Source organism: Geodermatophilus sp. SYSU D00698, from assembly GCF_054050335.1.
On sequence record NZ_JBJGZD010000017.1, the window covers coordinates 33,988 to 55,670 of the forward strand.

The 21,683-nt window shown below is 77.4% G+C and carries 22 protein-coding genes; 10 read left to right on the forward strand and 12 right to left on the reverse strand.

Translation table 11 applies throughout. The features are described 5' to 3' along the window. Positions 1–72 precede the first annotated feature (72 nt). The 3 genes from moeZ to ACI8AB_RS15770 form a co-directional block, all read right to left on the reverse strand. Entirely contained in the window at positions 73–1,233 is a 1,161-nt protein-coding gene (moeZ, locus tag ACI8AB_RS15760; protein ID WP_456950873.1) for an adenylyltransferase/sulfurtransferase MoeZ, read from the reverse strand. 121 nt (positions 1,234–1,354) lie between these two features. After that, positions 1,355–2,167 carry a DUF3152 domain-containing protein gene (locus ACI8AB_RS15765; RefSeq protein WP_456950874.1) on the reverse strand — a complete coding sequence of 271 codons (813 nt, stop codon included), beginning with the start codon at positions 2,165–2,167 and terminating at the stop codon, positions 1,355–1,357. A gap of 399 nt (positions 2,168–2,566) precedes the next feature. Next, on the reverse strand, positions 2,567–3,655 hold the full coding sequence (locus tag ACI8AB_RS15770) for an alpha/beta fold hydrolase (RefSeq protein ID WP_456950875.1): 1,089 nt from the start codon (positions 3,653–3,655) through the stop codon (positions 2,567–2,569). 69 nt (positions 3,656–3,724) lie between these two features. Here ACI8AB_RS15770 and ACI8AB_RS15775 point away from each other — a divergent pair, with 69 nt between their 5' ends. Together ACI8AB_RS15775 and ACI8AB_RS15780 are read left to right on the forward strand one after the other, a co-directional pair. Next, complete coding sequence (locus ACI8AB_RS15775) at positions 3,725–4,366, forward strand: TetR/AcrR family transcriptional regulator (protein ID WP_387991603.1); 642 nt, start codon at positions 3,725–3,727, stop codon at positions 4,364–4,366. Positions 4,367–4,477: 111 nt separating this feature from the next. Beyond that, positions 4,478–4,714: a DUF3107 domain-containing protein gene (locus tag ACI8AB_RS15780; RefSeq protein WP_387991600.1), complete on the forward strand. Its 237-nt coding sequence runs from the start codon at positions 4,478–4,480 to the stop codon at positions 4,712–4,714. Positions 4,715–4,921: 207 nt separating this feature from the next. On the opposite strand, the gene ACI8AB_RS15785 is transcribed toward ACI8AB_RS15780, so the two are convergent. Next, the gene (locus tag ACI8AB_RS15785) at positions 4,922–5,572 is read right to left on the reverse strand and encodes a ferritin-like fold-containing protein (RefSeq protein WP_387991597.1); all 651 of its coding nucleotides are present in this window, start codon (positions 5,570–5,572) and stop codon (positions 4,922–4,924) included. Positions 5,573–5,644: 72 nt separating this feature from the next. On the opposite strand from ACI8AB_RS15785, the gene ACI8AB_RS15790 reads away from it, so the two are divergent. The 4 genes from ACI8AB_RS15790 to ACI8AB_RS15805 are packed head-to-tail and all read left to right on the forward strand — an operon-like array spanning position 5,645 to position 10,618. Continuing rightward, entirely contained in the window at positions 5,645–7,612 is a 1,968-nt protein-coding gene (locus tag ACI8AB_RS15790) for a DEAD/DEAH box helicase (RefSeq protein ID WP_456950876.1), read from the forward strand. An 8-nt stretch (positions 7,613–7,620) separates the two neighbouring features. Continuing rightward, positions 7,621–8,790 carry an outer membrane protein assembly factor BamB family protein gene (locus ACI8AB_RS15795; RefSeq protein ID WP_456950877.1) on the forward strand — a complete coding sequence of 390 codons (1,170 nt, stop codon included), beginning with the start codon at positions 7,621–7,623 and terminating at the stop codon, positions 8,788–8,790. A gap of 47 nt (positions 8,791–8,837) precedes the next feature. Further along, positions 8,838–9,752, forward strand: coding sequence for an alpha/beta fold hydrolase (locus tag ACI8AB_RS15800; protein ID WP_456950878.1), 915 nt, complete (start codon positions 8,838–8,840; stop codon positions 9,750–9,752). Continuing rightward, positions 9,749–10,618: an oxygenase MpaB family protein gene (locus ACI8AB_RS15805; RefSeq protein WP_456950879.1), complete on the forward strand. Its 870-nt coding sequence runs from the start codon at positions 9,749–9,751 to the stop codon at positions 10,616–10,618. Before ACI8AB_RS15800 ends, ACI8AB_RS15805 begins: the two co-directional genes overlap by 4 nt. Here ACI8AB_RS15805 and ACI8AB_RS15810 read toward each other — a convergent pair. From ACI8AB_RS15810 to ACI8AB_RS15830, 5 genes are all read right to left on the reverse strand, one after another. Next, a complete protein-coding gene (locus tag ACI8AB_RS15810; protein WP_456950880.1) occupies positions 10,615–11,496 on the reverse strand; it encodes a RecB family exonuclease in 882 nt (293 codons plus the stop codon). The genes ACI8AB_RS15805 and ACI8AB_RS15810 overlap by 4 nt on opposite strands. Positions 11,497–11,505: 9 nt before the next feature. Then, the gene (locus ACI8AB_RS15815) at positions 11,506–12,381 is read right to left on the reverse strand and encodes a PHP domain-containing protein (RefSeq protein WP_456950881.1); all 876 of its coding nucleotides are present in this window, start codon (positions 12,379–12,381) and stop codon (positions 11,506–11,508) included. A gap of 35 nt (positions 12,382–12,416) precedes the next feature. Beyond that, on the reverse strand, positions 12,417–13,043 hold the full coding sequence (locus ACI8AB_RS15820) for a PH domain-containing protein (RefSeq protein ID WP_456950882.1): 627 nt from the start codon (positions 13,041–13,043) through the stop codon (positions 12,417–12,419). 7 nt (positions 13,044–13,050) lie between these two features. Next, the gene (locus ACI8AB_RS15825) at positions 13,051–13,215 is read right to left on the reverse strand and encodes a hypothetical protein (RefSeq protein WP_387991580.1); all 165 of its coding nucleotides are present in this window, start codon (positions 13,213–13,215) and stop codon (positions 13,051–13,053) included. 124 nt (positions 13,216–13,339) lie between these two features. After that, positions 13,340–13,963 carry a DUF6758 family protein gene (locus tag ACI8AB_RS15830; protein ID WP_387991578.1) on the reverse strand — a complete coding sequence of 208 codons (624 nt, stop codon included), beginning with the start codon at positions 13,961–13,963 and terminating at the stop codon, positions 13,340–13,342. A gap of 106 nt (positions 13,964–14,069) precedes the next feature. On the opposite strand from ACI8AB_RS15830, the gene ACI8AB_RS15835 reads away from it, so the two are divergent. Continuing rightward, a complete protein-coding gene (locus tag ACI8AB_RS15835; RefSeq protein WP_387991575.1) occupies positions 14,070–14,498 on the forward strand; it encodes an NUDIX hydrolase in 429 nt (142 codons plus the stop codon). Positions 14,499–14,522: 24 nt separating this feature from the next. On the opposite strand, the gene ACI8AB_RS15840 is transcribed toward ACI8AB_RS15835, so the two are convergent. Beyond that, positions 14,523–15,032 (reverse strand): MaoC family dehydratase, encoded by a 510-nt coding sequence (locus ACI8AB_RS15840; RefSeq protein WP_456950883.1) that lies wholly within the window; start codon positions 15,030–15,032, stop codon positions 14,523–14,525. 143 nt (positions 15,033–15,175) lie between these two features. On the opposite strand from ACI8AB_RS15840, the gene ACI8AB_RS15845 reads away from it, so the two are divergent. Both ACI8AB_RS15845 and ACI8AB_RS15850 read left to right on the forward strand, forming a co-directional pair. Beyond that, positions 15,176–15,664, forward strand: coding sequence for a hypothetical protein (locus ACI8AB_RS15845; protein ID WP_456950884.1), 489 nt, complete (start codon positions 15,176–15,178; stop codon positions 15,662–15,664). Next, a complete protein-coding gene (locus tag ACI8AB_RS15850) occupies positions 15,661–16,575 on the forward strand; it encodes an HTTM domain-containing protein (protein ID WP_456950885.1) in 915 nt (304 codons plus the stop codon). Before ACI8AB_RS15845 ends, ACI8AB_RS15850 begins: the two co-directional genes overlap by 4 nt. A 7-nt stretch (positions 16,576–16,582) precedes the next feature. On the opposite strand, the gene ACI8AB_RS15855 is transcribed toward ACI8AB_RS15850, so the two are convergent. Next, positions 16,583–16,876, reverse strand: coding sequence for a WXG100 family type VII secretion target (locus ACI8AB_RS15855; RefSeq protein ID WP_387991564.1), 294 nt, complete (start codon positions 16,874–16,876; stop codon positions 16,583–16,585). Positions 16,877–17,030: 154 nt separating this feature from the next. Here ACI8AB_RS15855 and ACI8AB_RS15860 point away from each other — a divergent pair, with 154 nt between their 5' ends. Continuing rightward, the gene (locus tag ACI8AB_RS15860; RefSeq protein ID WP_456950886.1) at positions 17,031–21,143 is read left to right on the forward strand and encodes an FtsK/SpoIIIE domain-containing protein; all 4,113 of its coding nucleotides are present in this window, start codon (positions 17,031–17,033) and stop codon (positions 21,141–21,143) included. An 8-nt stretch (positions 21,144–21,151) separates the two neighbouring features. Here ACI8AB_RS15860 and ACI8AB_RS15865 read toward each other — a convergent pair whose 3' ends face one another. Then, a complete protein-coding gene (locus ACI8AB_RS15865; protein WP_387991558.1) occupies positions 21,152–21,664 on the reverse strand; it encodes a DUF6912 family protein in 513 nt (170 codons plus the stop codon). Between the last annotated feature and the right edge of the window lie 19 nt (positions 21,665–21,683).

Below are 21,683 nucleotides of genomic sequence, written 5' to 3' on the forward strand. Positions count from 1 at the left end.
GAGGCGCTGGAACGGCCTCGTCCCCGGGTCCCGCGGCGCGCGCAGCGTGTCGTGGGGAGGGACGAGGTCCTCCTAGTAGGTGGGCAGCGCCTTGTCGATCCGCGTGGCCCACGCCGTCACGCCGCCCTGGACGTGCACGGCGTCCTTGAAGCCGGCGTTCTTGACCGCGGCGAGCACCTCGGCCGAGCGGACGCCGGTCTTGCAGTGCAGCACGATCGGCTTGTCGTTCGGCAGCCGCGACAGGGCGCGGCCGGAGAGGATCTCGTCCTTGGGGATGAGCGTCGCGCCCGGGATCGAGACGATCTCGTACTCGTTGGGCTCGCGGACGTCGATCAGCTCGAAGTCCTTGCCCGCGTCCATCATGTCCTTGAGCTCGTCGACGGTGATGGTCGAACCGGCCGCGGCCTCCTGGGCCTCGACCGACACGACGCCGCAGAAGGCCTCGTAGTCGATGAGCCCGGTGATCGGCTCGGCCTCGGGGTCCTTGCGCACCTTGATCGTGCGGAAGGTCATCTCCAGGGCGTCGTAGACCATGAGCCGGCCGAGCAGCGTCTCGCCGATGCCAGTGATCAGCTTGACCGCCTCGGTGGCCTGGATGGCGCCGATGGTCGCGCACAGCACGCCGAGCACGCCGCCCTCGGCGCAGGAGGGGACCATCCCGGGCGGCGGCGGGACCGGGTACAGGTCGCGGTAGTTGGGCCCGTGCTCGTTCCAGAACACCGAGACCTGGCCGTCGAAGCGGTAGATCGAGCCCCACACGTAGGGCTTGCCCAGCAGCACGCACGCGTCGTTGACCAGGTAGCGCGTGGCGAAGTTGTCGGTGCCGTCGACGATGAGGTCGTACTGGCTGAAGATGTCGAGGACGTTGTCGCTGTCCAGGCGCGTCTCGTGCAGCCGGACGTCGACCAGCGGGTTGATCTCCTTGATGGAGTCGCGCGCGCTCTCCGCCTTCGACCGGCCGACGTCGGACTGCCCGTGGATGATCTGGCGCTGCAGGTTCGACTCGTCGACGACGTCGAACTCGACGATGCCGAGCGTGCCGACGCCCGCGGCGGCCAGGTACATCAGCACCGGCGAGCCCAGGCCACCGGCGCCGACGGCGAGCACCTTGGCGTTCTTGAGCCGCTTCTGCCCGTCCATCCCGACGTCCGGGATGATCAGGTGGCGGCTGTAGCGGCGGACCTCGTCGATCGACAGGTCGGCGGCGGGCTCCACCAGGGGTGGCAGGGACACGCTTGCTCCTCGGGTCTCGACCAGCGGCCCCAGGACGGCGGGGCCTGCGTTCGACGGTCCAACAGGGTGGCACGCGGGTCTGTTCCCGCCCTCCCCGCCCCGGCGTCCGGGGCGGGCCGGGTCAGGGGTACGGCCAGGCGTTCTTGGCGCACCCCTCGAGGCCGAGGGTCTGCTGCTGCATCACGGGGGCGACCTGGCCGGGACCGGGGCAGTCCTGGTGGCCGTTGCCCAGCGCGTGCCCGACCTCGTGGTTGACGACGTACTGGCGGTACGTGGCGACGTCGCCCTGGTAGTCGGGGACGGCGGTCTCCCAGCGGGCCAGGTTGACGACCGCGCGCTCGCCGTAGCGGCAGGAGGTGTAGCCGCCGGTGCCCACGCCCGGGCAGTAGCGCTCCATGCTGCCGGGGCTGACGAGGCTGACCCGGAAGTCGTAGGAACCAGCGTCGGTGGTGTCCACGCGCTGGAAGGACATCCGGCCGCCGTTCCCCCACGAGCGGGGGTCGCCGAGGGTGGCCTCCACCGCGGCCGCGAACGCCGCCCCGTCGACGCCGATCCCGTCCTCGACCTCGACGACGAAGCGCTGCAGCGGCCCGGTGCCGTAGACCCCCGAGCTGCCGGGGACGACCGCCACGGTGCCCGCGCCCTGCTCCACGTACGTGCCGGCCGCGGGCGCCGGGAGGCCGGTCGGGCCGGCGTCGCCCTCCGCGGGCGCGGTGGGCGCGGGGGTGTCCGTCGGGGTCGCGCTCGGCGGCGAGGAGGCCGCCGACGTGGCGGTCGCCGTCGAGGAGGTCACCGACCCCGTGCTGCCGGCGGTCGCGCCCACCCGGGCCGGCGTGCCCGGACCGAGCAGGTCGAGCACCGTCAGCACGGTGGCGACGACGAGCAGCGGGATCGCGTAGGCGCGCCAGCCCCACCGGGCCACGAACCGGCCCACCGGGCCTCGCCGGCGCCGCTGCGGCCGCGCGGCCCGGCGACCGGCGGCCGGAGGCGCGCCCGGCTCCGCGGGCCGCGGGGGACGGGGCCGCGCCGGCGGGTCGCGGCGGTCGGCTGCCGGCGACGGGGGGCGCGAGGACGGCGGGCGGGCGGGCAGCGGCGGGAGCGGCGGGAGGCCGCGGGCCGCCTCCCGCCCCGTCCGGGCCCCGGGGGGCCGGCCGGGCGGAGGACCTGCCACGGTGCCGCCTCCTCGCCGTGTCGGGCCTCGCGGCCGCCGGGCTGCCGGTCGTCCTTCCGGTCACGCAGTGTCGCGGGCGGCGTCACCGCGCGTCCAGGTCAGGTTCTCACGCGTCACACGAGACCCGTGCGACCCGCTGGTGGCGCGTCGCGCGGTCCCGGCTCAGCCGGCCCGCGCCTCCGGCTCGTCGTCGTCCCCGGCCTCCGCGGCGCCGTGGCGGTCCCCCGCGTCGAGGTCCTCGAGCAGGCCGAGCACCGCCCGGGCGGTCTCCTCCGGCGCCTCGAGCATCGCCACGTGGCCGACGGTCTCCAGCACCAGCAGCCGCGCGTCGGGGACGGCCGCCGCCAGCCGCGGGGCCAGCCGCGGGTCGACCAGCCGGTCGCGGTCGCCCCAGACGACCAGCGTCGGCATCCGCAGCGCGCGGGCCAGCCGCCAGGCGTTGGCCCGGCCGACCCGCAGGAAGGAGGTGATCAGGCCGCGCATGCTGCGGGTCAGCGCCCGGTTGGCCCACTCCTGCCGCGCCCGCTCGCGGGTCTCCGCGACGGCGGCGTCGATCCGCTCCGGCGGCACCCGCCCGGGCTCGCCGAAGCACATCTGCAGCATGCCGCGCACCGACTGCTCCGGCGTCACGCCGGCCAGCCGCCGCTCGGCGACGCCCGGCACGCCCGGCAGCAGGAGCAGCAGCAGCGCGCGGCTGAACGCCTGCGGCACGCGGTAGACCGGCATCGCCGGGGAGACCAGCGTCAGCGACGCGACGAGGTCCGGCCGGCGGGCGGCGACCAGCAGGCTGACCAGGCCGCCGAGGCTGTTGCCGAGCAGGTGCACCGGCCCGCCCTGCCCGTCGCCGGGCTGGTCCCGGACGTGCTCGAGGACCTCGACGACGGCGCGCACGTGGCCGCGGATGGAGTACGACCCGCCGGTCGGCGGCTGCGAGCGGCCGAACCCCGGCAGGTCCACCGCCCACCCCGCGCAGCGGACGGCGAGCAGCGCCGCCAGGTCGGTCCAGTTGGTGGACGCGCCGCCGAGGCCGTGGACGTACAGCGCGCGCTCGCGCGGCGCCCCGGGCGGACCGGCCCACGGGGTGGTGCGGACGTACACGGTGCCGCCGCTGACCGGCAGCTCCTCGCCGGGCCAGGCGTCCGGCGGCGCGCCGGGGACGGGCAGGGGCGCCGTCGACAGCCGGGCGGTGGACGACGGGGCGATCGACGGGGGCGCCGGCGGGCGGCGGCGCGCACGACGGACCTCGGGCACGCGGCGAACGGTATGCCAGCCGGAGGTGTCGCGTGTGGCGGGTGACCCGCCGGTAACATCCCCGGGACCATGCAGTCCTCCCGACCGGCCCCCGTCCGCCGCACGTCGCGGCTGCCCCGCGGCGCCCGGCGGCTGCAGCTGCTGCAGGCCGCCCAGGAGGTCTTCGTCGCGCACGGCTTCCACGCCGCCGCGATGGACGACATCGCCGACCGCGCCGGCGTCAGCAAGCCCGTCCTCTACCAGCACTTCCCGGGCAAGCGGGAGCTCTACCTGGCGCTGCTCGAGCAGCAGGTCACCGAGCTCACCGACCGGGTGCGCGAGGCGATGGCCGGCACCGAGGACAACCGGCAGCGCGTGCACGGCGCCGTCGGCGCCTACTTCGACTTCATCGACGCCGAGGGCGGCGCGTTCCGGCTGGTCTTCGAGTCCGACCTGCGCAACGACGACGACGTGCGGGCGCTGGTCGACCGCGGCAACCGGGCGTGCGTCGAGGCGATCGCCGAGGTGATCGCCGGCGACACCGGCAGCTCGCCGGAGCAGGCGCACCTGCTGGCCTCGGGACTGACCGGCCTGGCCGAGACCAGCGCCCGGTGGTGGCTGGCGCAGAAGGGCACGGTGTCCCGCGACGAGGCCGTGTCGCTGATGTCCGCGCTGGCGTGGCGGGGCATCTCCCGCTTCCCCCGGGTCGAGGGCGAGCCGGCCGCGGGCTGATCCGGTCCCGCGCCGTGCCTGTTCGCTGAGGGCACAGGCGCACGCCGGGGCCGGGCACCCGGCGCTGGACTAGCGTGGTCGGCAGCCGTGCAACCCGAGGAGGCATCCCCCGTGGAAGTCAAGATCGGTGTCCAGCACTCCCCCCGGGAGCTGGTCGTCGACAGCCCGAAGACCCCTGACGAGATCGCCGCCGACGTGGCCGCCGCCGTGTCCGGCGGCACGAAGGACGGGCTGTTGACCCTGGAGGACGAGCGGGGCCGCCGTGTCCTCGTCCCGGTCGACCGGATCGCCTACGTCGAGATCGCCCAGGCCGACCAGCGCCGGGTGGGCTTCGTCGCCGGCGCCTGAGACCCGCACGTCCCGACGGGGCGTCCCCGCACTGCGCGGGGGCGCCCCGTCGACGTGTCGCGGGACTCCACGACGTGAGCCGCCCCGCGAGGGTCGTGCCCGGTGGCGGGCCCGGAGGGTCCCCGCGGGTGCGACGGAACGGCTCAGCGCGACTGGGGAACGGCACGTGGCCGCGGTGCGATCCGGGAGGATCGCAGTGTCACGGTGTCAGGGGTTGAGGCCCAGGGTCTTCATGCGCTCGGTGTGCGCGGCGGTGATGCGGTCCACCAGCCGGACGACGCCGGTCAGGTCGCCGGTGCCGCCGATGATCAGCCGGGCCAGGCCGTCCCGCTCGGCGATGACCGCCTGCGACTGGGAGATCGCCTCCCCCACCAGCCGGCGCCCCCACAGCGCGAGCCGGCCGGCCAGCGTCCGCTGCGCGGCGATCGCGGCCCGGACCTCGCGGACGGCGAAGTCGGCGTGGCCGGTGTCGGCGAGCACCTCGAGGATCAGCGACCGGTCCGGCTCGGGCAGGGAGCCCGCGATCTCGCGGTAGAAGTCGGCGGCCAGGCCGTCGCCGACGTAGGCCTTCACCAGCCCCTCGAGCCAGGTGCGGGGCCGGGTGCCCTCGTGGAAGCCGTCGAGCGCGGCCACGAACGGGCGCATCGCCTCGGTCGGCTCCGCGCCCAGCTCGGTCAGCCGCTGCGCCAGCCGGTCGTGGTGGCCCATCTCCGCGGCGGCCATGCGCGCCAGCGCGGCGCGGCCGGCCAGGGTGGGCGCCATCCGCGCGTCCTCGGCCAGCCGGTCGAACGCGGTCAGCTCCGCGTAGGCGAGCACGCCGAGCAGGTCGACGACGGCTCGGGTGTCGACCGTGGTCACGTGCCACCTCCGGGTGGTGTCGGGGCGGACGGGGCCGCGCGGCGACCGAGGCTAGCCGCTGTCCGCGCTAGCATGGGGAACAGGCGGGCCGCCAGGCGCGCTGGTATCTGTGCGCTGACGAACGTCGGACGACGCCCTGAGGAGCCCCCACCGGGCACCGGGTGCGTCCCGGTCCTCCCCGGTCCGCTGGCCGCGTCGGCGCTGGAACGCATCCCGCGACACCCGACCGCGGAGCGCCCGGGCGACGACGCCGTCGCCCCCGGCAGCTCCCCCAGCCGACCAGAGGCGAGAGCACTGACCTCCACCGAGAACACCCCCACCGAGAACACCCCCGCCGGGACCGGCACCCCGGGCACCGAGCTCGAGCACGCCGAGACCGGCGCGCCGGCCCCCGAGCAGGTCGAGCAGACCGTCGAGGCGCTCGGCGGCGCTCCCGTCGAGGAGACCGCGCCGCTGTTCAGCGACTTCGACGTCCACCCCGACGTCGTCGCGGCGCTGGCCGAGGCCGGCATCACCCGGACCTTCGCGATCCAGGAGCTCACCCTCCCGCTGGCGCTGGCCGGCAACGACCTCATCGGGCAGGCCCGCACCGGCACCGGCAAGACGCTCGGCTTCGGCGTCCCGCTGCTGCAGCGCGTCGTCCCCGCCGCGGAGGGCGGCGACGGCGTCCCGCAGGCGCTGGTCGTCGTCCCCACCCGCGAGCTGTGCGTCCAGGTGGCCCGCGACCTCGGCACCGCCGGCGCCAGGCGCGGCATCCGCGTGCAGGCGATCTACGGCGGCCGCGCGTTCGAGCCGCAGGTGTCCGCGCTGCAGGCCGGCGTCGAGGTCGTCGTCGGCACCCCCGGCCGGCTGCTGGACCTGGCCGAGCAGGGCCACCTGATCCTCGGCAAGGTCCGCGTGCTGGTCCTCGACGAGGCCGACGAGATGCTCGACCTGGGCTTCCTGCCCGACATCGAGCGGATCCTCGGCATGGTCCCGGCCCAGCGGCAGACGATGCTGTTCTCGGCCACCATGCCCGGCCCGATCGTCACGCTGTCGCGGTCGTTCATGACCCAGCCGACGCACATCCGGGCGCACGGCAACGACGAGGGCTCGACCGTCCCGCAGACGACGCAGTTCGTGTACCGGGCGCACAACCTCGACAAGCCCGAGCTGCTCGCCCGCGTGCTGCAGGCCCGCGGCCGCGGCCTGGCGATGGTCTTCTGCCGCACCAAGCGCACCGCGCAGAAGGTCGCCGACGAGCTGGTCGACCGCGGGTTCGCGGCCGCCGCCGTGCACGGCGACCTCGGCCAGGGCGCCCGCGAGCAGGCGCTGCGCGCGTTCCGGAGCGGCAAGGTCGACGTCCTGGTCGCCACCGACGTCGCCGCCCGCGGCATCGACGTCACCGGCGTCAGCCACGTCGTCAACTACCAGTGCCCCGAGGACGAGAAGACCTACGTGCACCGGATCGGCCGCACCGGCCGCGCCGGGCGCGAGGGCGTCGCCGTCACGCTGGTCGACTGGGACGACATCCCGCGCTGGCAGCTGATCAACAAGGCGCTGGACCTGCCGTTCGTGGACCCGCCGGAGACCTACTCCACCTCGCCGTGGGTCTACACCGACCTCGACGTCCCCGAGGGCGCCAAGGGCCGGCTGCCGCGCGCGCAGCGGACCCGCGAGGGCCTCGACGCGGAGGTGCTCGAGGACCTCGGCGAGACGGGCAAGAAGACCAGGGGCGCCGGCCGCGGTCCCGCGCGGGAGGAGTCCCGCACCGAGGGCGAGCGCCCGGCCCGGTCCCGCTCGCGCCGCCGCACCCGCGGCGGCGCCGCGGCCGAGGCCATGGCCGCCGCGCCCGCCGACGCCGCGTCGGGTGAGGCCGGGTCCGGCGAGGCCCCCGCGTCCCCGGCCGGGGCCGCGCCCGCCGGCTCCGGCGAGGGCGCGGCCGGGCCGCGCCGCCGTCGCCGCCGCGGCGGCCGGGGTCGCTCCGGCGCCTCCGCGACCTCCGGCGCCGAGGGACAGGACGGCGACGGCGACGGCGGCGACTCCGAGTCCGCCGCGTAAGACGCCGCGTGGCGCTGCGTCCCCCGCCGCTGCGGGTGTGGGTCTGGACGGCGGCCGCGCTCGCGCTGGCCGTCGTCGCCACCCTGCTGTGGCGGGGGTCGAGCGTCGCCGCGACCGACAGCACCACCGCCGGCGAGCCGCCGGTCCCCTCGACCGCGCCGGCCGGTGAGCTCGCGCCCGCCTGGTCGGCCGACGTCGACGTCCCGCTGCCGGACGCCGTCGTCGAGGGCGGGCGGGTGGTCGTGCCCGTCGCCGACGGCGTCACGGCGCTGGACCCGGCCACCGGCGAGGAGGCCTGGCACTACCGGCGCACCGACGCCGCGCTGTGCGGGCTCTCCGCCGGCGACGGGCTGGTCGTCGCCGTCTTCCGCACCGCGGACCGCTGCGACGAGGCGCTGGCGCTCACCGCGGCCACCGGCGTGCGCTCCTGGACCCGCAACCTGAGCCTGCGCGGCGACGCCACCGTCACCGGCGCCGACCAGGTGGTCCTCGCCAGCAGCGACACCGGCGTCGTCGTCCTCGACCCGGTCGGGGACAACGTCCGCTGGCGGGCGGGCGCGGAGTCCGGCTGCACGCTGCTCGACACCGCCGCGGGCAGCGCCGGCGTCGCGGTGCTGCAGCGCTGCACCGGCTCGGCCGCCGTCCAGCTGCGGCTGTTCGACTCCTTCTCCGGCGAGGCCCGCTGGACCCGCGACCTGGCCGTCGCGGACGGCGCCGACGTGCGGCTGGCCGGCGTGGACCGGCTGGTCGCCGTCGTCACCGGCGACGCCCTGCTGGTCCACCGCCCCGACGACGGCACGCAGCTGCAGGAGCTCGTGCTCCCGGCCGCGACCGACGGCGGCGCGGAGGGCGATCCCGTGCTGCAGTCCGGGACCGGCGACGTCGCGCTGGTGTGGGCGCGCGGCACCGTCCGGGCGCTGGACGGCACGAGCGGCGCCACCCTGTGGTCACTGCCCGCCCTCGGCCTGCCCACCGCCTCCGCCGCCGGCAAGGGCGAGGCCGGGCAGGCCGGCGTCTGGGTGCCCGAGCCCGGCGGCCTCGTCCTGCGCGACCCGGCCACCGGCGCCGAGCTCTCCCGGGTGGCGCTGCAGGACCCGCCGGCGCCCGGCGGGCGCGCCGCCGTCGCCGGGCCGGTGCTCGTCTACGCGCTCCCCGACCGGGTGCTCGGGTACGCATAGCCCCCGCGCGGCGGCGCGGCCGCCGACGGCGAGGTTCACTGGGGACCATGGTCCTGCCCGGCACCTCGCACAGCCCCGACCTCGCCATCGCCGCCGACGACCTGCGCCAGCTCGCCGACCACGACGCGACGGCGCGCACCCTCCCCGGGCGGGCCGGGCCCCTGGCCGCGCTGGACACCGGCGGCGACGGGCCCAGCGGCACGGTGCTGCTGGTCGCCGGGTACACCGGCAGCAAGGAGGACTTCGCCCCGCTGCTCGCGCCGCTGGCCGCCGACGGCTACCGGGTGGTGGCGATCGACCAGCGCGGGCAGTACGAGTCCCCCGGCCCCGACGACCCCGCCGCCTACTCGGTCGCCGAACTCGCCGCCGACGTCGTCGCCGTGGCCTCCCTGCTGCGCGAGGAGACCGGCACCCCGCACCTGCTCGGGCACAGCTTCGGCGGGCTGGTCGGCCGCGGCGCCGTCCTCGCCGATCCCGCCGCCTTCCGCTCGCTGACCCTGCTCGGGTCGGGCCCCGCCCGGCTGGGCGGCCGGCGCGCCGAGCTGCTCGAGCACCTCGGCCCGCTGCTGGACTCCGGCGGCGTCCCCGCCGTGCACGCCACGCTCGAGCAGCTGGCGATGACCGACGAGCGCGCCCAGGCGGTGCCCGCCCCCACCCGCGCGTTCTACGCCCGCCGGTTCCTCCGCAACACCGCGGCGGGGCTGCGCGGCATGGCCGACGCGATGACCACCGAGCCCGACCGCGTGGCCGAGCTGGCCAGCACCGGCGTGCCGGTGCTGGTCGCCCACGGCGTGGCCGACGACGCCTGGCCGCCGGACGTCCAGGCGGACATGGCCCGCCGGCTGGGCGCCCGGCACGAGGTCATCGACGGCGCGATCCACTCCCCCGCCGTCGAGAACCCACGCCGCACGCTCGAGGTGCTCGAGGCGTTCTGGTCCTCGGTGCCGGAGGGGACCCGGTGAGCGGCGCCCGGCCCTCGGCGCGCGACTGGACGACGGAGGAGGACCTGCTCGGGTTCTTCGGGCCCGACAGCGTCACCTGGCGGGTGCACGCCGACCCGGTCTACAGCGTCGGCGGGCTGCGCGCGCTGCTGCTGCAGGCGCTGCACCCGGTCGCGATGGACGGGGTGGCCCGCAACTCGGTCTTCCGCGCGTCGCCGTGGCAGCGGCTGGTGCGCACTGCCGAGTACGTCGACACGCTGACCTTCGGCACCCGCCGCGAGGCGGTCCGCGCGGTGCGGCGGGTCCGCGGCGTGCACCGGCGCCTGGGCGGCACCGAGGAGACCACCGGCCGCACCTACCGCGTCGACGACCCCGACCTGCTGCTGTGGGTGCACAACTGCGAGGTCGACTCGCTGCTCGACGTCGCCCGCCGCGTCGGCGTCGTCACCCCCGCGGAGGCCGACCGGTACGTGGCCGAGCAGGTGACCGCCGCCGAGCTCATCGGGATCGACCCCGCCGACGTCCCCGACTCGGTGGCCGCGCTCGCCGGCTACTTCGAGCGGCTCCGGCCCGAGCTCACGCTCACCGCGGCCGGGCGGGAGGCGTGGCGCTTCCTCGTCGTCCCGCCGATGCCGCGCTGGGTGCAGTTCCTGACCCCGGCCCGGCCGGCCTGGGGGTCGCTGGCGTCGCTGGCGGTGGCCACCCTGCCGCCATGGGCGCGCCGGATGGCCTCGCTGCCCGGGCTGACGCTGACCGACACGGCGGCGACGGCGGCGCTGCGGGCGTTCCGCACCGGGATGCTCGCGCTGCCCGAGCGGGCCCGGCACTCCCCGATCCGGCGCGCCGCCTTCGAGCGGACGGCGGGCGCGGTCGAGGTCGGCGCCTAGCCCTCTCGCGCCTGGGCCCCCGCCGCGTCGTCGTCGGCGGGCAGGAAGCTCCAGGTCTCCCGCGGCGGCGTCGCCGCCTGCCCCACCGGGCAGCTGGGCCGGAAGTCGCACCAGCCGCACTGCCGACCGGGGACGGCGGGGAACGCCTCGTCCGGCGGCACGCCGTCCTCCACCCGCCGGGTGGCGACGGCGATGTCCTCCGCGACGTCCTCGGCCCGGCGCACGTGGTTGGCCAGCGACCGCTCGGTGTGCTCGAAGGAGGCGACCGTCCCGCTGGGCAGGTGGTGCAGCTCGACCCGGCTGCACGGCCGGCGCAGCGTGCGCCGCACGCCGAGCACGTAGGCCGCCAGCGCGGCCGACCCGCGCGCCTCGTCGTCGGTGCTGGGCACCCGGCCGGTCTTGTAGTCGACGACGACCAGCTCGTCGCCGCGCTGGTCGATGCGGTCGACCCGCCCGGTCAGCGCCAGCCGCTCGGTGGTGCACGAGACCTGCCGCTCCAGCCCGACCGGCTCCTCGGCGGGGTCCAGCGCCTCGACGTAGCCGGTGACCCAGCCGGCCGCGGTGGCGCGCCAGCGGGCGGCCTGCTCGTCGTCGCGGAAGCCGTTGGCCGACCAGACGCCGTAGAGCAGCTGCCGGGCGGCGACGGCGGTGCGGCGGGCCCGCGGCAGGTCCCACCACGAGCGCAGCGCGGCGTGGACGGCGGAGCCGACCGTGTTGTGCGCCCACGGCGGGCCCTTGGGCGGCGTCGGCCGGTCGACGTAGGCGAAGCGGTAGCGCCGCGGGCAGTCGGCGAAGGTGGCCAGCTTGCTCGGCGTCGCGGGGAACAGCCGGCGCGGCATGCCGGGCATCTCGAGCTGTGCGCCGTCGGACTGCCTCACCCGGCCACGCTAACCGGCGACGGCGCCCCGGTCGGCCAGGGGCACGCTGCCGGTGGACGCGGCCACCAGTGCCTCGTACTGCTCCGGGTCGGTGGTGCACGCGCCGAGCGGCGTCGCCTTGTTCGCGCCGTGGTGGTCGCTGGACCCGGTCACCAGCAGCCCGAGGTCGGCGGCCAGGCCGCGCAGGTGCTCGCGCTGGGCCGGGTCGTGGTCGGGGTGGTCGACCTCCAGGCCGACCAGCCCGGCGTCGGCCATCGCGGCGATCGCGGCGTCGTCGACCACCCGGCCGCGCCGGGTCGCCAGGCCGTGGGCGAACACCGGCACGCCGCCGGCCGCCCGGACCAGCCGGATGCCCTCGAGCACGTCGGTGTCGGCCTTGGTCACGTGGTACGGGCCACCCTGGTGCAGCAGCGTGGTGAAGGCCTGGTCGACCGACGCGACGACGCCCGCCTCGACCAGCGCCCGGGCCACGTGCGGGCGGCCCACCACCGCGCCGCCGCTGGAGTCCAGGACCCGCTGCCACTCCACCGGGTAACCGGCCGCGGCGAGCGCGGCGACCATCCGCTGGCCGCGGGTCAGCCGCTCCTCGCGCAGCCGCCGCAGCTCGCCGGCCAGCTCCGGGTGGTCCGGGTCAAACAGGTAGGCCAGCAGGTGCACGCTGACCGGCCGCCCCTCGGCGGGGAACCAGCGCGCGGACAGCTCCAGGCCCGGGACGACGGTCAGCCCCTCCGGCCGGGCCGCGGCGGCCGCCGCCCACCCGTCGGTCGTGTCGTGGTCGGTGAGCGCGACGACGTCGAGGCCGGCGGCGCGGGCAGCGGCCAGGAGCCGGGCCGGGGTGTCGGTGCCGTCGGAGACCGACGAGTGGGTGTGCAGGTCGATGCGCATCGGCGTCCAGCCTCCCCCAGGCGGGCGCGCGCTGCTCAGGCCCCCGGCAGGCGCGGGATCGGCTGGGTGTCGTGCCGGGGCGGCGCCGCGGCGGGGCGCCCGTTGTCGTCCGGGTTGCCCTCGTCGTCGCCGGCCGCGGCGCCGCCCCCGTCACCGCCGAACAGCAGCTCGCTCACCTCGCGGTAGAGCAGGTCCGCGCGCGGCAGGTGGGTGATCTGCGACAGCGCCTGCTGCGAGCCGGCCGACTCGAACCGGAAGGTGCCGTAGCCGAGCAGCTGCCCGGGGACGGTCTCCTTCCACGTCAGGTCGGTGATCCGGCGCAGCGGCAGCAGGCTGACCGTGCGGGCGACGATCCCCGAGGTCAGCAGCACGCGGCGGCGGGTGACGATGAAGTGCCGCATCCACCACTCGCCGGCCCGCAGCGCGAACCAGCCGAGGGCGCCGAGGACGACGAGCAGCCCGACGCTCGCGCTGACCCGGTTGTCCGGGTCGAGGGTGAGCACCCACAGCCCGGTGAGCAGGACGGCGACCGCCTTCGCGCCCGGCCAGAGCAGCACCGCCCAGTGCCGGCGGGTCGCCACGACCGCCTGCTCACCGGGGAGCAGGTACTTGGCGGCGTCCTTGGCCCACCGCGGCGGGCGGCCGCCGGCCGGGCCGCTCACGGCGGGGTCAGACGAGCGAGCCGACGAAGGCCGCGATCGACGACGCGGCGCTGCCGAGCGCCTCCCCGGCGCCGCGCACCACGTCGGCCGAGGCCTCGGGGCGCTGGATGACGTAGAACACGACGAAGGCCACCGCCAGCCAGACGAGCACCTTCTTCAGGTTCACCGCCACCCCCGGGGGATCCGCTCGGACCGGCGGACGACGTGCCCGCGCGGGTCGGCCCGGAGGCCGGCCCCATGGGTAACACAGGCCCCAGTGCCCTCCGCCGGGACACGCCGGGCGGCGGACGGACGGGTCAGTCCCCCGGCAGCAGGTGCTCGCTGGGCGGGCCGAGCGGAAGGTCCGGGTAGAGCCGTTCGCGGAGGTCGAGCAGGCGCATCTCCTCGGCCAGCAGCCAGGCCGCCGACATCGGCCACATCACCAGCCACAGCCACACGCCGAACGCCTCGCCGACGAAGGCGGCCCGGTCGTCGGAGGTGGGCACCGCCCACAGCGGCGCGTGCTGGCCGGCGGCCTCCACCGACGCCGACGAGGGGCCGGTGATGACGTCGCCGGGGTCCAGGCCCGGCAGGCCGGCGTAGCCGCAGCCCACGCCCATGCCCGGCTCCTCGGCGACCAGCACCAGCTCCGCCGACCCGCCCAGCGGCGCCGGGCCGGCGCAGCCGACGACGATCGCCCGCGCCCCGGGTTCCCCGCCCCAGGCCAGGCCGGTCACCGACCAGCCCGGCGGCACCGGGTCGGGCACCCACGCCGGCACCCGGGCGTCGGCGGTCACCGCCGCGATCGCGTCGTGGGCGATGAGCGTGGTGTGGTGCAGCGGGGTGACCGCGCCGTGCACGTGGCACCAGGCCACCGCCGAGTCCCCGGGGCGCACCACCAGTGGTTCGCCACAGCGGGGACAGACCGGGGAGGCGCTCATCGCAAGACACCGTCCTGTCACTCGGGGCTGACGTCAAGCGCTGGCGGACGGCGCCGTGCCGCCGGGCCGGGCCGTCCCGCCGCGGTCCCGGCCGTAGCCTGCCGTCGTGGCTCCCGACTCCCCCGGCGACCGGCTGCCGGTGCAGGCCTGCGTCGGCGCCGTGGTCCTCGACGGGGAGGGCCGGCTGCTGCTGGTCCGCCGGCGCAACGCCCCCGGTCGGGGGCTGTGGTCGGTGCCCGGCGGGCGGGTGGAGCCGGGTGAGACGCTGCCCGCGGCGGTCGCCCGCGAGGTGCGCGAGGAGACCGGGCTGGCGGTCCGGGTCGGCGCGGAGGTCGGCCGGGTGACCGTCCCCGGCGACGGTGTCGTCTACGACGTCGTGGACTTCGCCTGCACCCTCGAGGCCCCGGCCGCGACGCCGGTCCCGGGCGACGACGCCGACGCGGTCACCTGGGCCGGCGCCGCCGACCTCGGCCGGCTGGCCTGCACGCCGGGACTGGTCGCGACGCTGCGCGGATGGGGTGCGCTGCCGTCCTGACCGGTCCGGCAGCGCCCCCTGCCCTCAGGGGCGCGGCTTCGGCTCCGGGCGGCCGGGCTGCTCGCCGCCGCGGGCCTCGCCGTAGGAGCGCTTGGGCACCATGACCTTGCGCCGGAAGACGCAGACGACGGTGCCGTCCTGCTTGTAGCCGATCGTCTCGACGTACACGACGCCGCGGTCGTCCTTCGACCTCGACTCCGTCTTGTCCAGGACGGTGGTCTCGCCGTAGACGGTGTCGCCGTGGAAGGTCGGCGCCACGTGCCGCAGCGACTCGATCTCCAGGTTGGCGATGGCCTTGCCCGACACGTCGGGCACGCTCATGCCGAGCAGCAGCGAGTAGACGTAGTTGCCGACGACGACGTTCTTGCCGAAGTCCGTGGTCTCCGCCGCGTAGTGGGTGTCCAGGTGCAGCGGGTGGTGGTTCATCGTGATGAGGCAGAACAGGTGGTCGTCGTACTCGGTGACGGTCTTCCCGGGCCAGTGCTTGTAGACCGCCCCGACCTCGAACTCCTCGTAGTACCGACCGAACTGCATGTGCGCTCCTCCGACGTCGTCGTGCGGTGGACGGTGCCGACGTCGTGCGCGGGCGCAGGGGCCGTCCCGGGCCGGGCAGGCCAGTTGCCCACCACGCGGCGTCGGTGACCCATCTGGACGGGCGCCGATCCTACGATGCCCGGGTGGTCCAGCCGTCCCGCGCCGGCGACCCCGCGGAGGCGGACGTCGTCAGGCTCTCCACCGGCGGGCGCCGCGTCCGCCTCGCTGCCTCCCTGGCCGTCCTCGCGCTGCTGCTCGCCGGGACGGTCTGGGGCACCGACGCCTCGTTCCCGTTCGGCCCGTTCAAGATGTACTCGACCCGCGCCGAGGTGAACGCGCCGGTGGTCTCCACCCGCGTGGTCGGCCTGACCGGTGAGGGCGAGGAGGTGCGCCTGTCCGGCGGCGAGGTGGGGCTGCGCCGGGCCGAGTTCGAGGGGCAGCTCCCGCGGCTGGTCGACGACCCCGTGCTGCTGGTGACGCTGGCCGAGACCTACGCGCGCCGGCACCCGGACGCCCCCGACCTCGTCGAGGTGCAGGTGGTGCAGCGGCACTTCGAGCTCGCCGACGGGCAGCCGACCGGCGCGTGGACCGACCGCGTCCTCGTCGAGCAGGACCTGGGGGCCGGCGCGTGAGCTCCTCACCGGTCACCTCCCTCGTCTCCGCGGTCCGCGGCCTGCGCGGCTTCTGGACCCGCCCGGTCCCGCTGGCCCGCGTCGCGGTGTTCCGCACCATCGCCTACCTGTTCGTGCCGGTCGACGTCTTCCTCACCACCGCCTGGGTGCGCGCGCACGCCGAGGTGCCGACCGTCTGGTACCAGCCCCTCGAGATCGCCCGCGTGCTGCACCTGCCCACGCCGACGTCGACCGTCGTCCACGTCGTGCAGTGGGGGCTGGTCCTCACCGCCCTGGCCGCGGCCACCGGCCGCGCCCCCCGTCTGCTCGGCACGGCCGTGTTCGTGCTCTACCTCGAGTGGATGGTCATCGCGATGAGCTACGGCAAGGTCGACCACGACCGCATCGCCTACCTCGTCGCGCTCGCCGTGCTGCCCACCATCGGCCGGGTCCGCTGGCGCGACCGCCGCCGGTCCGAGGCCGCCGGCTGGGCGATGGCCGCCGTGATGGTGACGGTGATGCTCACCTACTTCCTCGCGGCCTGGGCGAAGATGCGCTTCGGCGGCTGGGACTGGGCGACCGGCTCGACCATCACCCGTGCGGTGATCCGCCGGGGCACCGCCCTGTCGGACTGGACGCTCGACGTCCCCGGCCTGCTGGTGACCGTGCAGTGGGTGATGCTCGTGTTCGAGTTCGCCGCGCCGCTGATGCTGCTCGTCCGGTCCGACCGGGCCCGCGTCGCCCTCGTCGTGTTCCTGCTGGGCTTCCACCTCATGGTGTTCGGCGGGCTGCGGATCATCTTCCTGCCGCACTGCGTGGCGATCCTGTCGATCCTGCCGTGGGAGCGGGCACCCGAGGCCGTCGCCGCGGTGCGCCGGCGCCTGCAGCCCGGGCGGGCCGCCACGCTGTCCGCCGCGGCACCACCCGGCTGACCCGGCGTCAGATCAGCGCACCGATGCGGGCGGCCACGTCCGCCTCGTGCTGCTGGTAGGACGCGGCGACCGCGGTGAGCAGCCCGCCCATGCCGGTGAGTGCGTCGCTCACCCCCTGGGCCGAGACCCGCCACTGCTCGTAGAGCGCGCTGAACTGCACCGCGGCCTGGCTGTCGGTCCAGCCGTCGAGCACCGAGCTCGTGACCGTGCTCGACAGCGTCGCGTGCCGCGCGGCGGTCTCGGCCGCCTCGGCCTGGCACCGCCCGGCCATCGACTGCAGCGTCCCGATGTCGACCCTCATGGCTCCTCCTGTCCGTCCCGGGTCCCTCCCGGGTGGCTGCGGACGCTAGGCCGCACCCGTCCCGGAGGCGCCGACGCCGTCCACAGCCCCGGCCCCGTCCACAACCCGGGCCGGCGGGCACCGCGGCCGGCCCGCGGCCGGGAGCGTCGCGCCCGTGTCCGCTCCCCTCCCCGCCGGCGCCGAGGCCCGCTGCTGGACGGTGGTCGGCCCCGACGGCGCCGTCGACGTCGAGGTCCGCGCCCCCGAGGACGCCCGGCTCGACACCGTGCTGGTCCCGCTGACCGCCGCCCTCGGCACCGCGGCAGCGGGGCTGTGGTCCGGCAGCACCCGGCTGCCCGGGGAGCTCCTCCTCACCGACGACCGCCTGGTCCACGGCGCGGTCCTGGGCCTGGGCCGCCCGGTCCCCCCGTCCGGCGAGCCGGCCGCCAGCCCCCTGGAGCTGCACGTGGTCGGCGGGCCCGCCGCGGGCACCGCCGTCCCGCTGGCCACCGGCCGGCACGTGCTCGGCCGCGGCGCCGGCGCCACGCTGTCCCTCCCCGATCCCGGGGTCTCCCGCCGGCACGTCGCGCTGGACGTCGGCGCCGGCGGCATCACCGTGACCGACCTCGGCTCGACCAACGGCAGCCGGCTCGACGACGCCGACCTCGACTGCGCGGCGCACCCGTGGCGCCCCGGGGCGGTGCTGCGGCTGGGCGCGAGCTCGGTGACCGTCACCGGACCACGGGACGGGCGCGCGGCACTGCGGCCCGGGCCGGGCGGCCGCCGGCTCGTCCGCCCGGGCGTCCCGCCGCCCGCGCACCGCCCGGAGGCGGAGGTGGCGTGGCCGGACCCGCCCGCTGCCGCACCGCGGCGCCGGCTGGGCTGGGTGGCCGTCGTGCTGCCGGCGGTCGCCGGGGTCGCGCTCGCGCTGGTGCTGTCGGCACCGACCTTCCTGTTCTTCGCGCTGCTGGGCCCGCTGGTGGCGGTGGGCAGCTGGGCGTCGGACCGGTGGAGCGGGTCGCGCACCGGCCGGCGGGCGGCCGCGGCGCACGCCGGGGAGGTGCGGGAGGCCCGCGCCCGGCTGGCCGAGGCGGTCCGGGCCGACGTCCGGGCGGCGCGGGCGGCCGCTCCCGACCTGGCGGCGCTGACCGCCGCGGCGCGCCGGCGGACCACCCTGCTGTGGTCCCGCCGCCCCGGGGACGCGGCGGCGCTGACCGTGCGGGTGGGGACCGGCGCGGGCCCCACGCGGGTGGTCCGCGTCGAGGCGGGCCGGCGGCTGCCCGAGGCGGCGGCCGACCTGCCGGTGACCGTCGACCTGCGGCACACCGGGGGCCTGGCCGTGACCGGCCCGCGGGAGCCCGCGCTGGGGGTGGTGCGGGGGCTGCTGGCGCAGCTGGTCGCCCTGTCCGCACCCGGCGACGTCGACGTCGCGGTCCTCGCCTCCGCCGGGCGTGCGGCCGACTGGTCCTGGGCGCGGTGGCTGCCGCACCTGCCGGCGGGCGCGGTATCGGTCCACCTCCCGGGGTCCGGAGCCGACCCGGCGCTGCCCTCGTGGCTGACCGGCCTGGCCGACGGGTGCGGGGACGCCGAGGGGACGCCGGTCCTCGTCGTCGACCGGCCCGTCGACCCCGCGCTCGCGGAGCTCCTGCGCCGGTGCCGCGAGCGGGGCGCGGTGCTGCTGGCACTCGCCCGCCGCGGCGAGGACCTCGGCGGCTGCGTCCCGGCCGTCCTCGAGGTCGGGGGCGAGACCGGCGACACCGGGCGGCTCGGCCTCGGCGACGGCGCGCTCCCCGCCGACGTCGTCGTCGACCGGCTGCCCCTCGCCGCCGCGGCACGGCTGGCCCGCGACCTGGCTCCCCTGGCGCCCGCCCGGCAGGGCGCGGGGCTGCCGCGCACCGTGCGCCTGCTCGACCTGCTCGCGGACGGCCGGGACCTGCCCGCCGGGGAGGTGCCGGGCGCGTGGTCGGCCACGCGGTCGTCGCTCACCGCCCGGCTGGGCGTGACCGCGGACGGCGCAGCCGAGGTCGACCTGGTGCGGGACGGGCCGCACGCCCTGGTGGCGGGGACGACCGGATCGGGGAAGTCCGAGCTGCTGCAGACGTTGGTGGCCGGGCTCGCGCTGGCGCACCCGCCCGACCGGTGCTCGTTCCTGCTGGTCGACTACAAGGGCGGCGCCGCCTTCGCGGAGGCCGTCGCGCTGCCGCACACCGTCGGCCTGGTGACCGACCTGGACGGCGCGGCCACCGCCCGGGCGCTGCGGTCGCTGACCGCGGAGCTCTCCCGCCGCGAGGCACTGCTGGCCGCAGCGGGGGTCCCCGACCTCGCGGCGCTCCCGCCGGAGGTGGAGCTGGCGCGGCTGGTGATCGTCGTCGACGAGTTCGCGGGCCTGGCCGAGGAGCTGCCGGAGTTCGTCACCGGCCTGGTCGGCATCGCCCAGCGGGGCCGCTCCCTCGGCGTGCACCTGGTGCTCGCGACCCAGCGCCCCGGCGGCGTGGTGTCCCCCGAGATCCGGGCCAACTGCTCGCTGCGGCTGTGCCTGCGCACCACCGACGAGGCCGACTCGCGCGACGTGCTCGGCAGCGGGGTCGCCGCGACGGTGCCGGCCGACCGTCCCGGCCGCGGGTACCTGCGGACCGGCAGCGGCCGCCCGGTCCCGTTCCAGGCGGCACGGGTGTCGCTCGGCCCCGCGGCGGCTGCCGACCCGACGGTGACCCGCTGGTGCTGGCCGGCGCCCCCGGCGGGGACCGCGCCCGGGACGCCCGCCGGCCCGACCGACCTCGCCCGGGTCACCGCGGCGACCACCGGCCACGCCGCGGCGTCGGGCGCGCGGAGGCCACACCGGCCCTGGCAGCCGGCGCTCCCGGAGGAGCTGAGGACGAGCGACCTCCCCGTCGCGGGCGGCCCTCCGACGCGGCTGGTGCTGGGGCTCGTCGACCGCCCCGACCGGCAGGCGCGCGAGCCGCTGCTGCTCGACCTCGACCGCGGCGGCGGCTGGCTGGCCGTGGGGGGTCCCCGCAGCGGCCGCACCACACTGCTCCGCACGGTGCTCGCCGAGGCCGTGGAGCGGCTGTCCCCCGGCCGCCTGCACGTGCACGTCCTCGACCACGCCGGTGGCGCGCTGGCCGCCGAGGCCGCCGGCCTGCCGCACACCGGGACGGTGGTCGGCGGGGGCGACGCGCTGCGCACCGTCCGGCTGGTGTCCCGGCTGGCCGGGGAGGTCGCCGGGCGGCGGGCCGGAGGAGGTGCGGACGCCCCGGCGGTCCTGCTCCTGGTCGACGGGGTGGACGCACTGCTGGCGCAGTTGGACGAGGCGGTCCCGGGGCAGGGCGCGGCCGAGTTCCTCCGGCTGGTCCGCGACGGCGGCGCCGCCGTGCTGACCTGCGTCCTGACCGCCGACCGCGCCGTGCCCGGGGGACGGCTGGCCGCCGCCGCGGGGACCCGCCTGGTCCTCCCGCTGCTCGACCGCGCCGACTACGCCGTGGCCGGCGTGCCGGTCCGCGCGGTCCCCGGCGCGCGCCCGCCGGGCCGGGCGCTGCTGGGCGAGGAGGCGCTCGAGTGCCAGCTCGCGCTGCCCCGGCCGCTGTGCCGCACCGCGCCGGCCGCCCCACCGGGCGCCGGGCCGCTGGTCGTCCCCGAGCTGCCGCCGGACCCGCCGCCGGTGCAGCCGCCTCCCGGGGAGGGCACCGACCTGCTCCGCCGCGTGCCGCTGGGTCCCGGCGGCGACGAGGGGGAGCTGCTCACCGTCGACCTGCTGCGCACCGGCGGGCTGCTCGTCGTCGGCCCGCCCGGCAGCGGCCGCACCAGCACCCTGGCGGCGCTGGGAACGACGCTGACGGCGGTCGGCGTCCCCGTCGTGCGGGTGGCCCGGGGCGGCCGGTCCGCGCCGGACGGGCTGCCGGTGCTCCCCGCCGACGACGTCGCCGGCTGGCGGGCGTGGTGCGCGGGCCTGGCCGGGCGCCCGGGCGCGGTGCTGCTGGACGACGCCGGGACGCTCGCCGACTCACCCGTGGGCACCGCCCTCACCGGCGGCGACCGCACCGACGGCGAGGTGCTCGTGCTCGCCGCCGGGACGGCCGGGGAGCTCTCCCCCGCCTTCCGCGGCCCGGTCGCCGAGCTGCGCCGCGGCCGCAGCGGCCTGCTGCTGTGCCCGGGCCCCGGCGACGCGGACCTGCTGGGCACCCGGCTGCCCCGGACGCCGGTGCCGGTCCGGCCGGGGTCGGGCTGGCTGGTCACCGCCGGGAACCCGCAGCGGGTCCAGGTCGCCCGCACGCTGCGGGCGGGCCCGTGACCGGCCGGTCAGAGCAGGTCGAGCGCCGGGCCGATCTCCTGCGTGGCGTACCAGGCCAGCTCGTGCCCCTCGGCCTGGTCGACGACGAACTGCGCCTCCTCGCTGCCGAGGTCGGCCTCGAGCACCACGGCGACCGCGGCGCGCACGTCCTCCTCGGCCTCCGCGCCGTCGACGTGCGCGCTGGCCACGTCGGCGAGCGCGACGTCGGCGGTGACCCGCACGGCGCCGGGGTCGGTGTCCGGGTCGTCGATCTCGGTGACCGCGCCGTCGGGGACGTCGGCGGCGAGCACCACGCGGCGGCGGGCGGCCGTGGGGTCGACGTCGACCAGCCGCAGGCTGGCCCGGGCGGCGGCGAGCAGCGCCGCGTACTCCAGCTCCTCGACGTCGGCCGCGGCGTCGCTGAGCGCGTAGTGGTCGCGCAGCCGCGGGGTGACCGCGAAGCCGGTGTGCGGACCGCTCAGCCGGCCCTCGTCCACGAGCGTGCGGAGGACGCTCGTCGTCGCCGGCAGGTAGATCCGCACCCGGCCGCTCCTCTCCTGT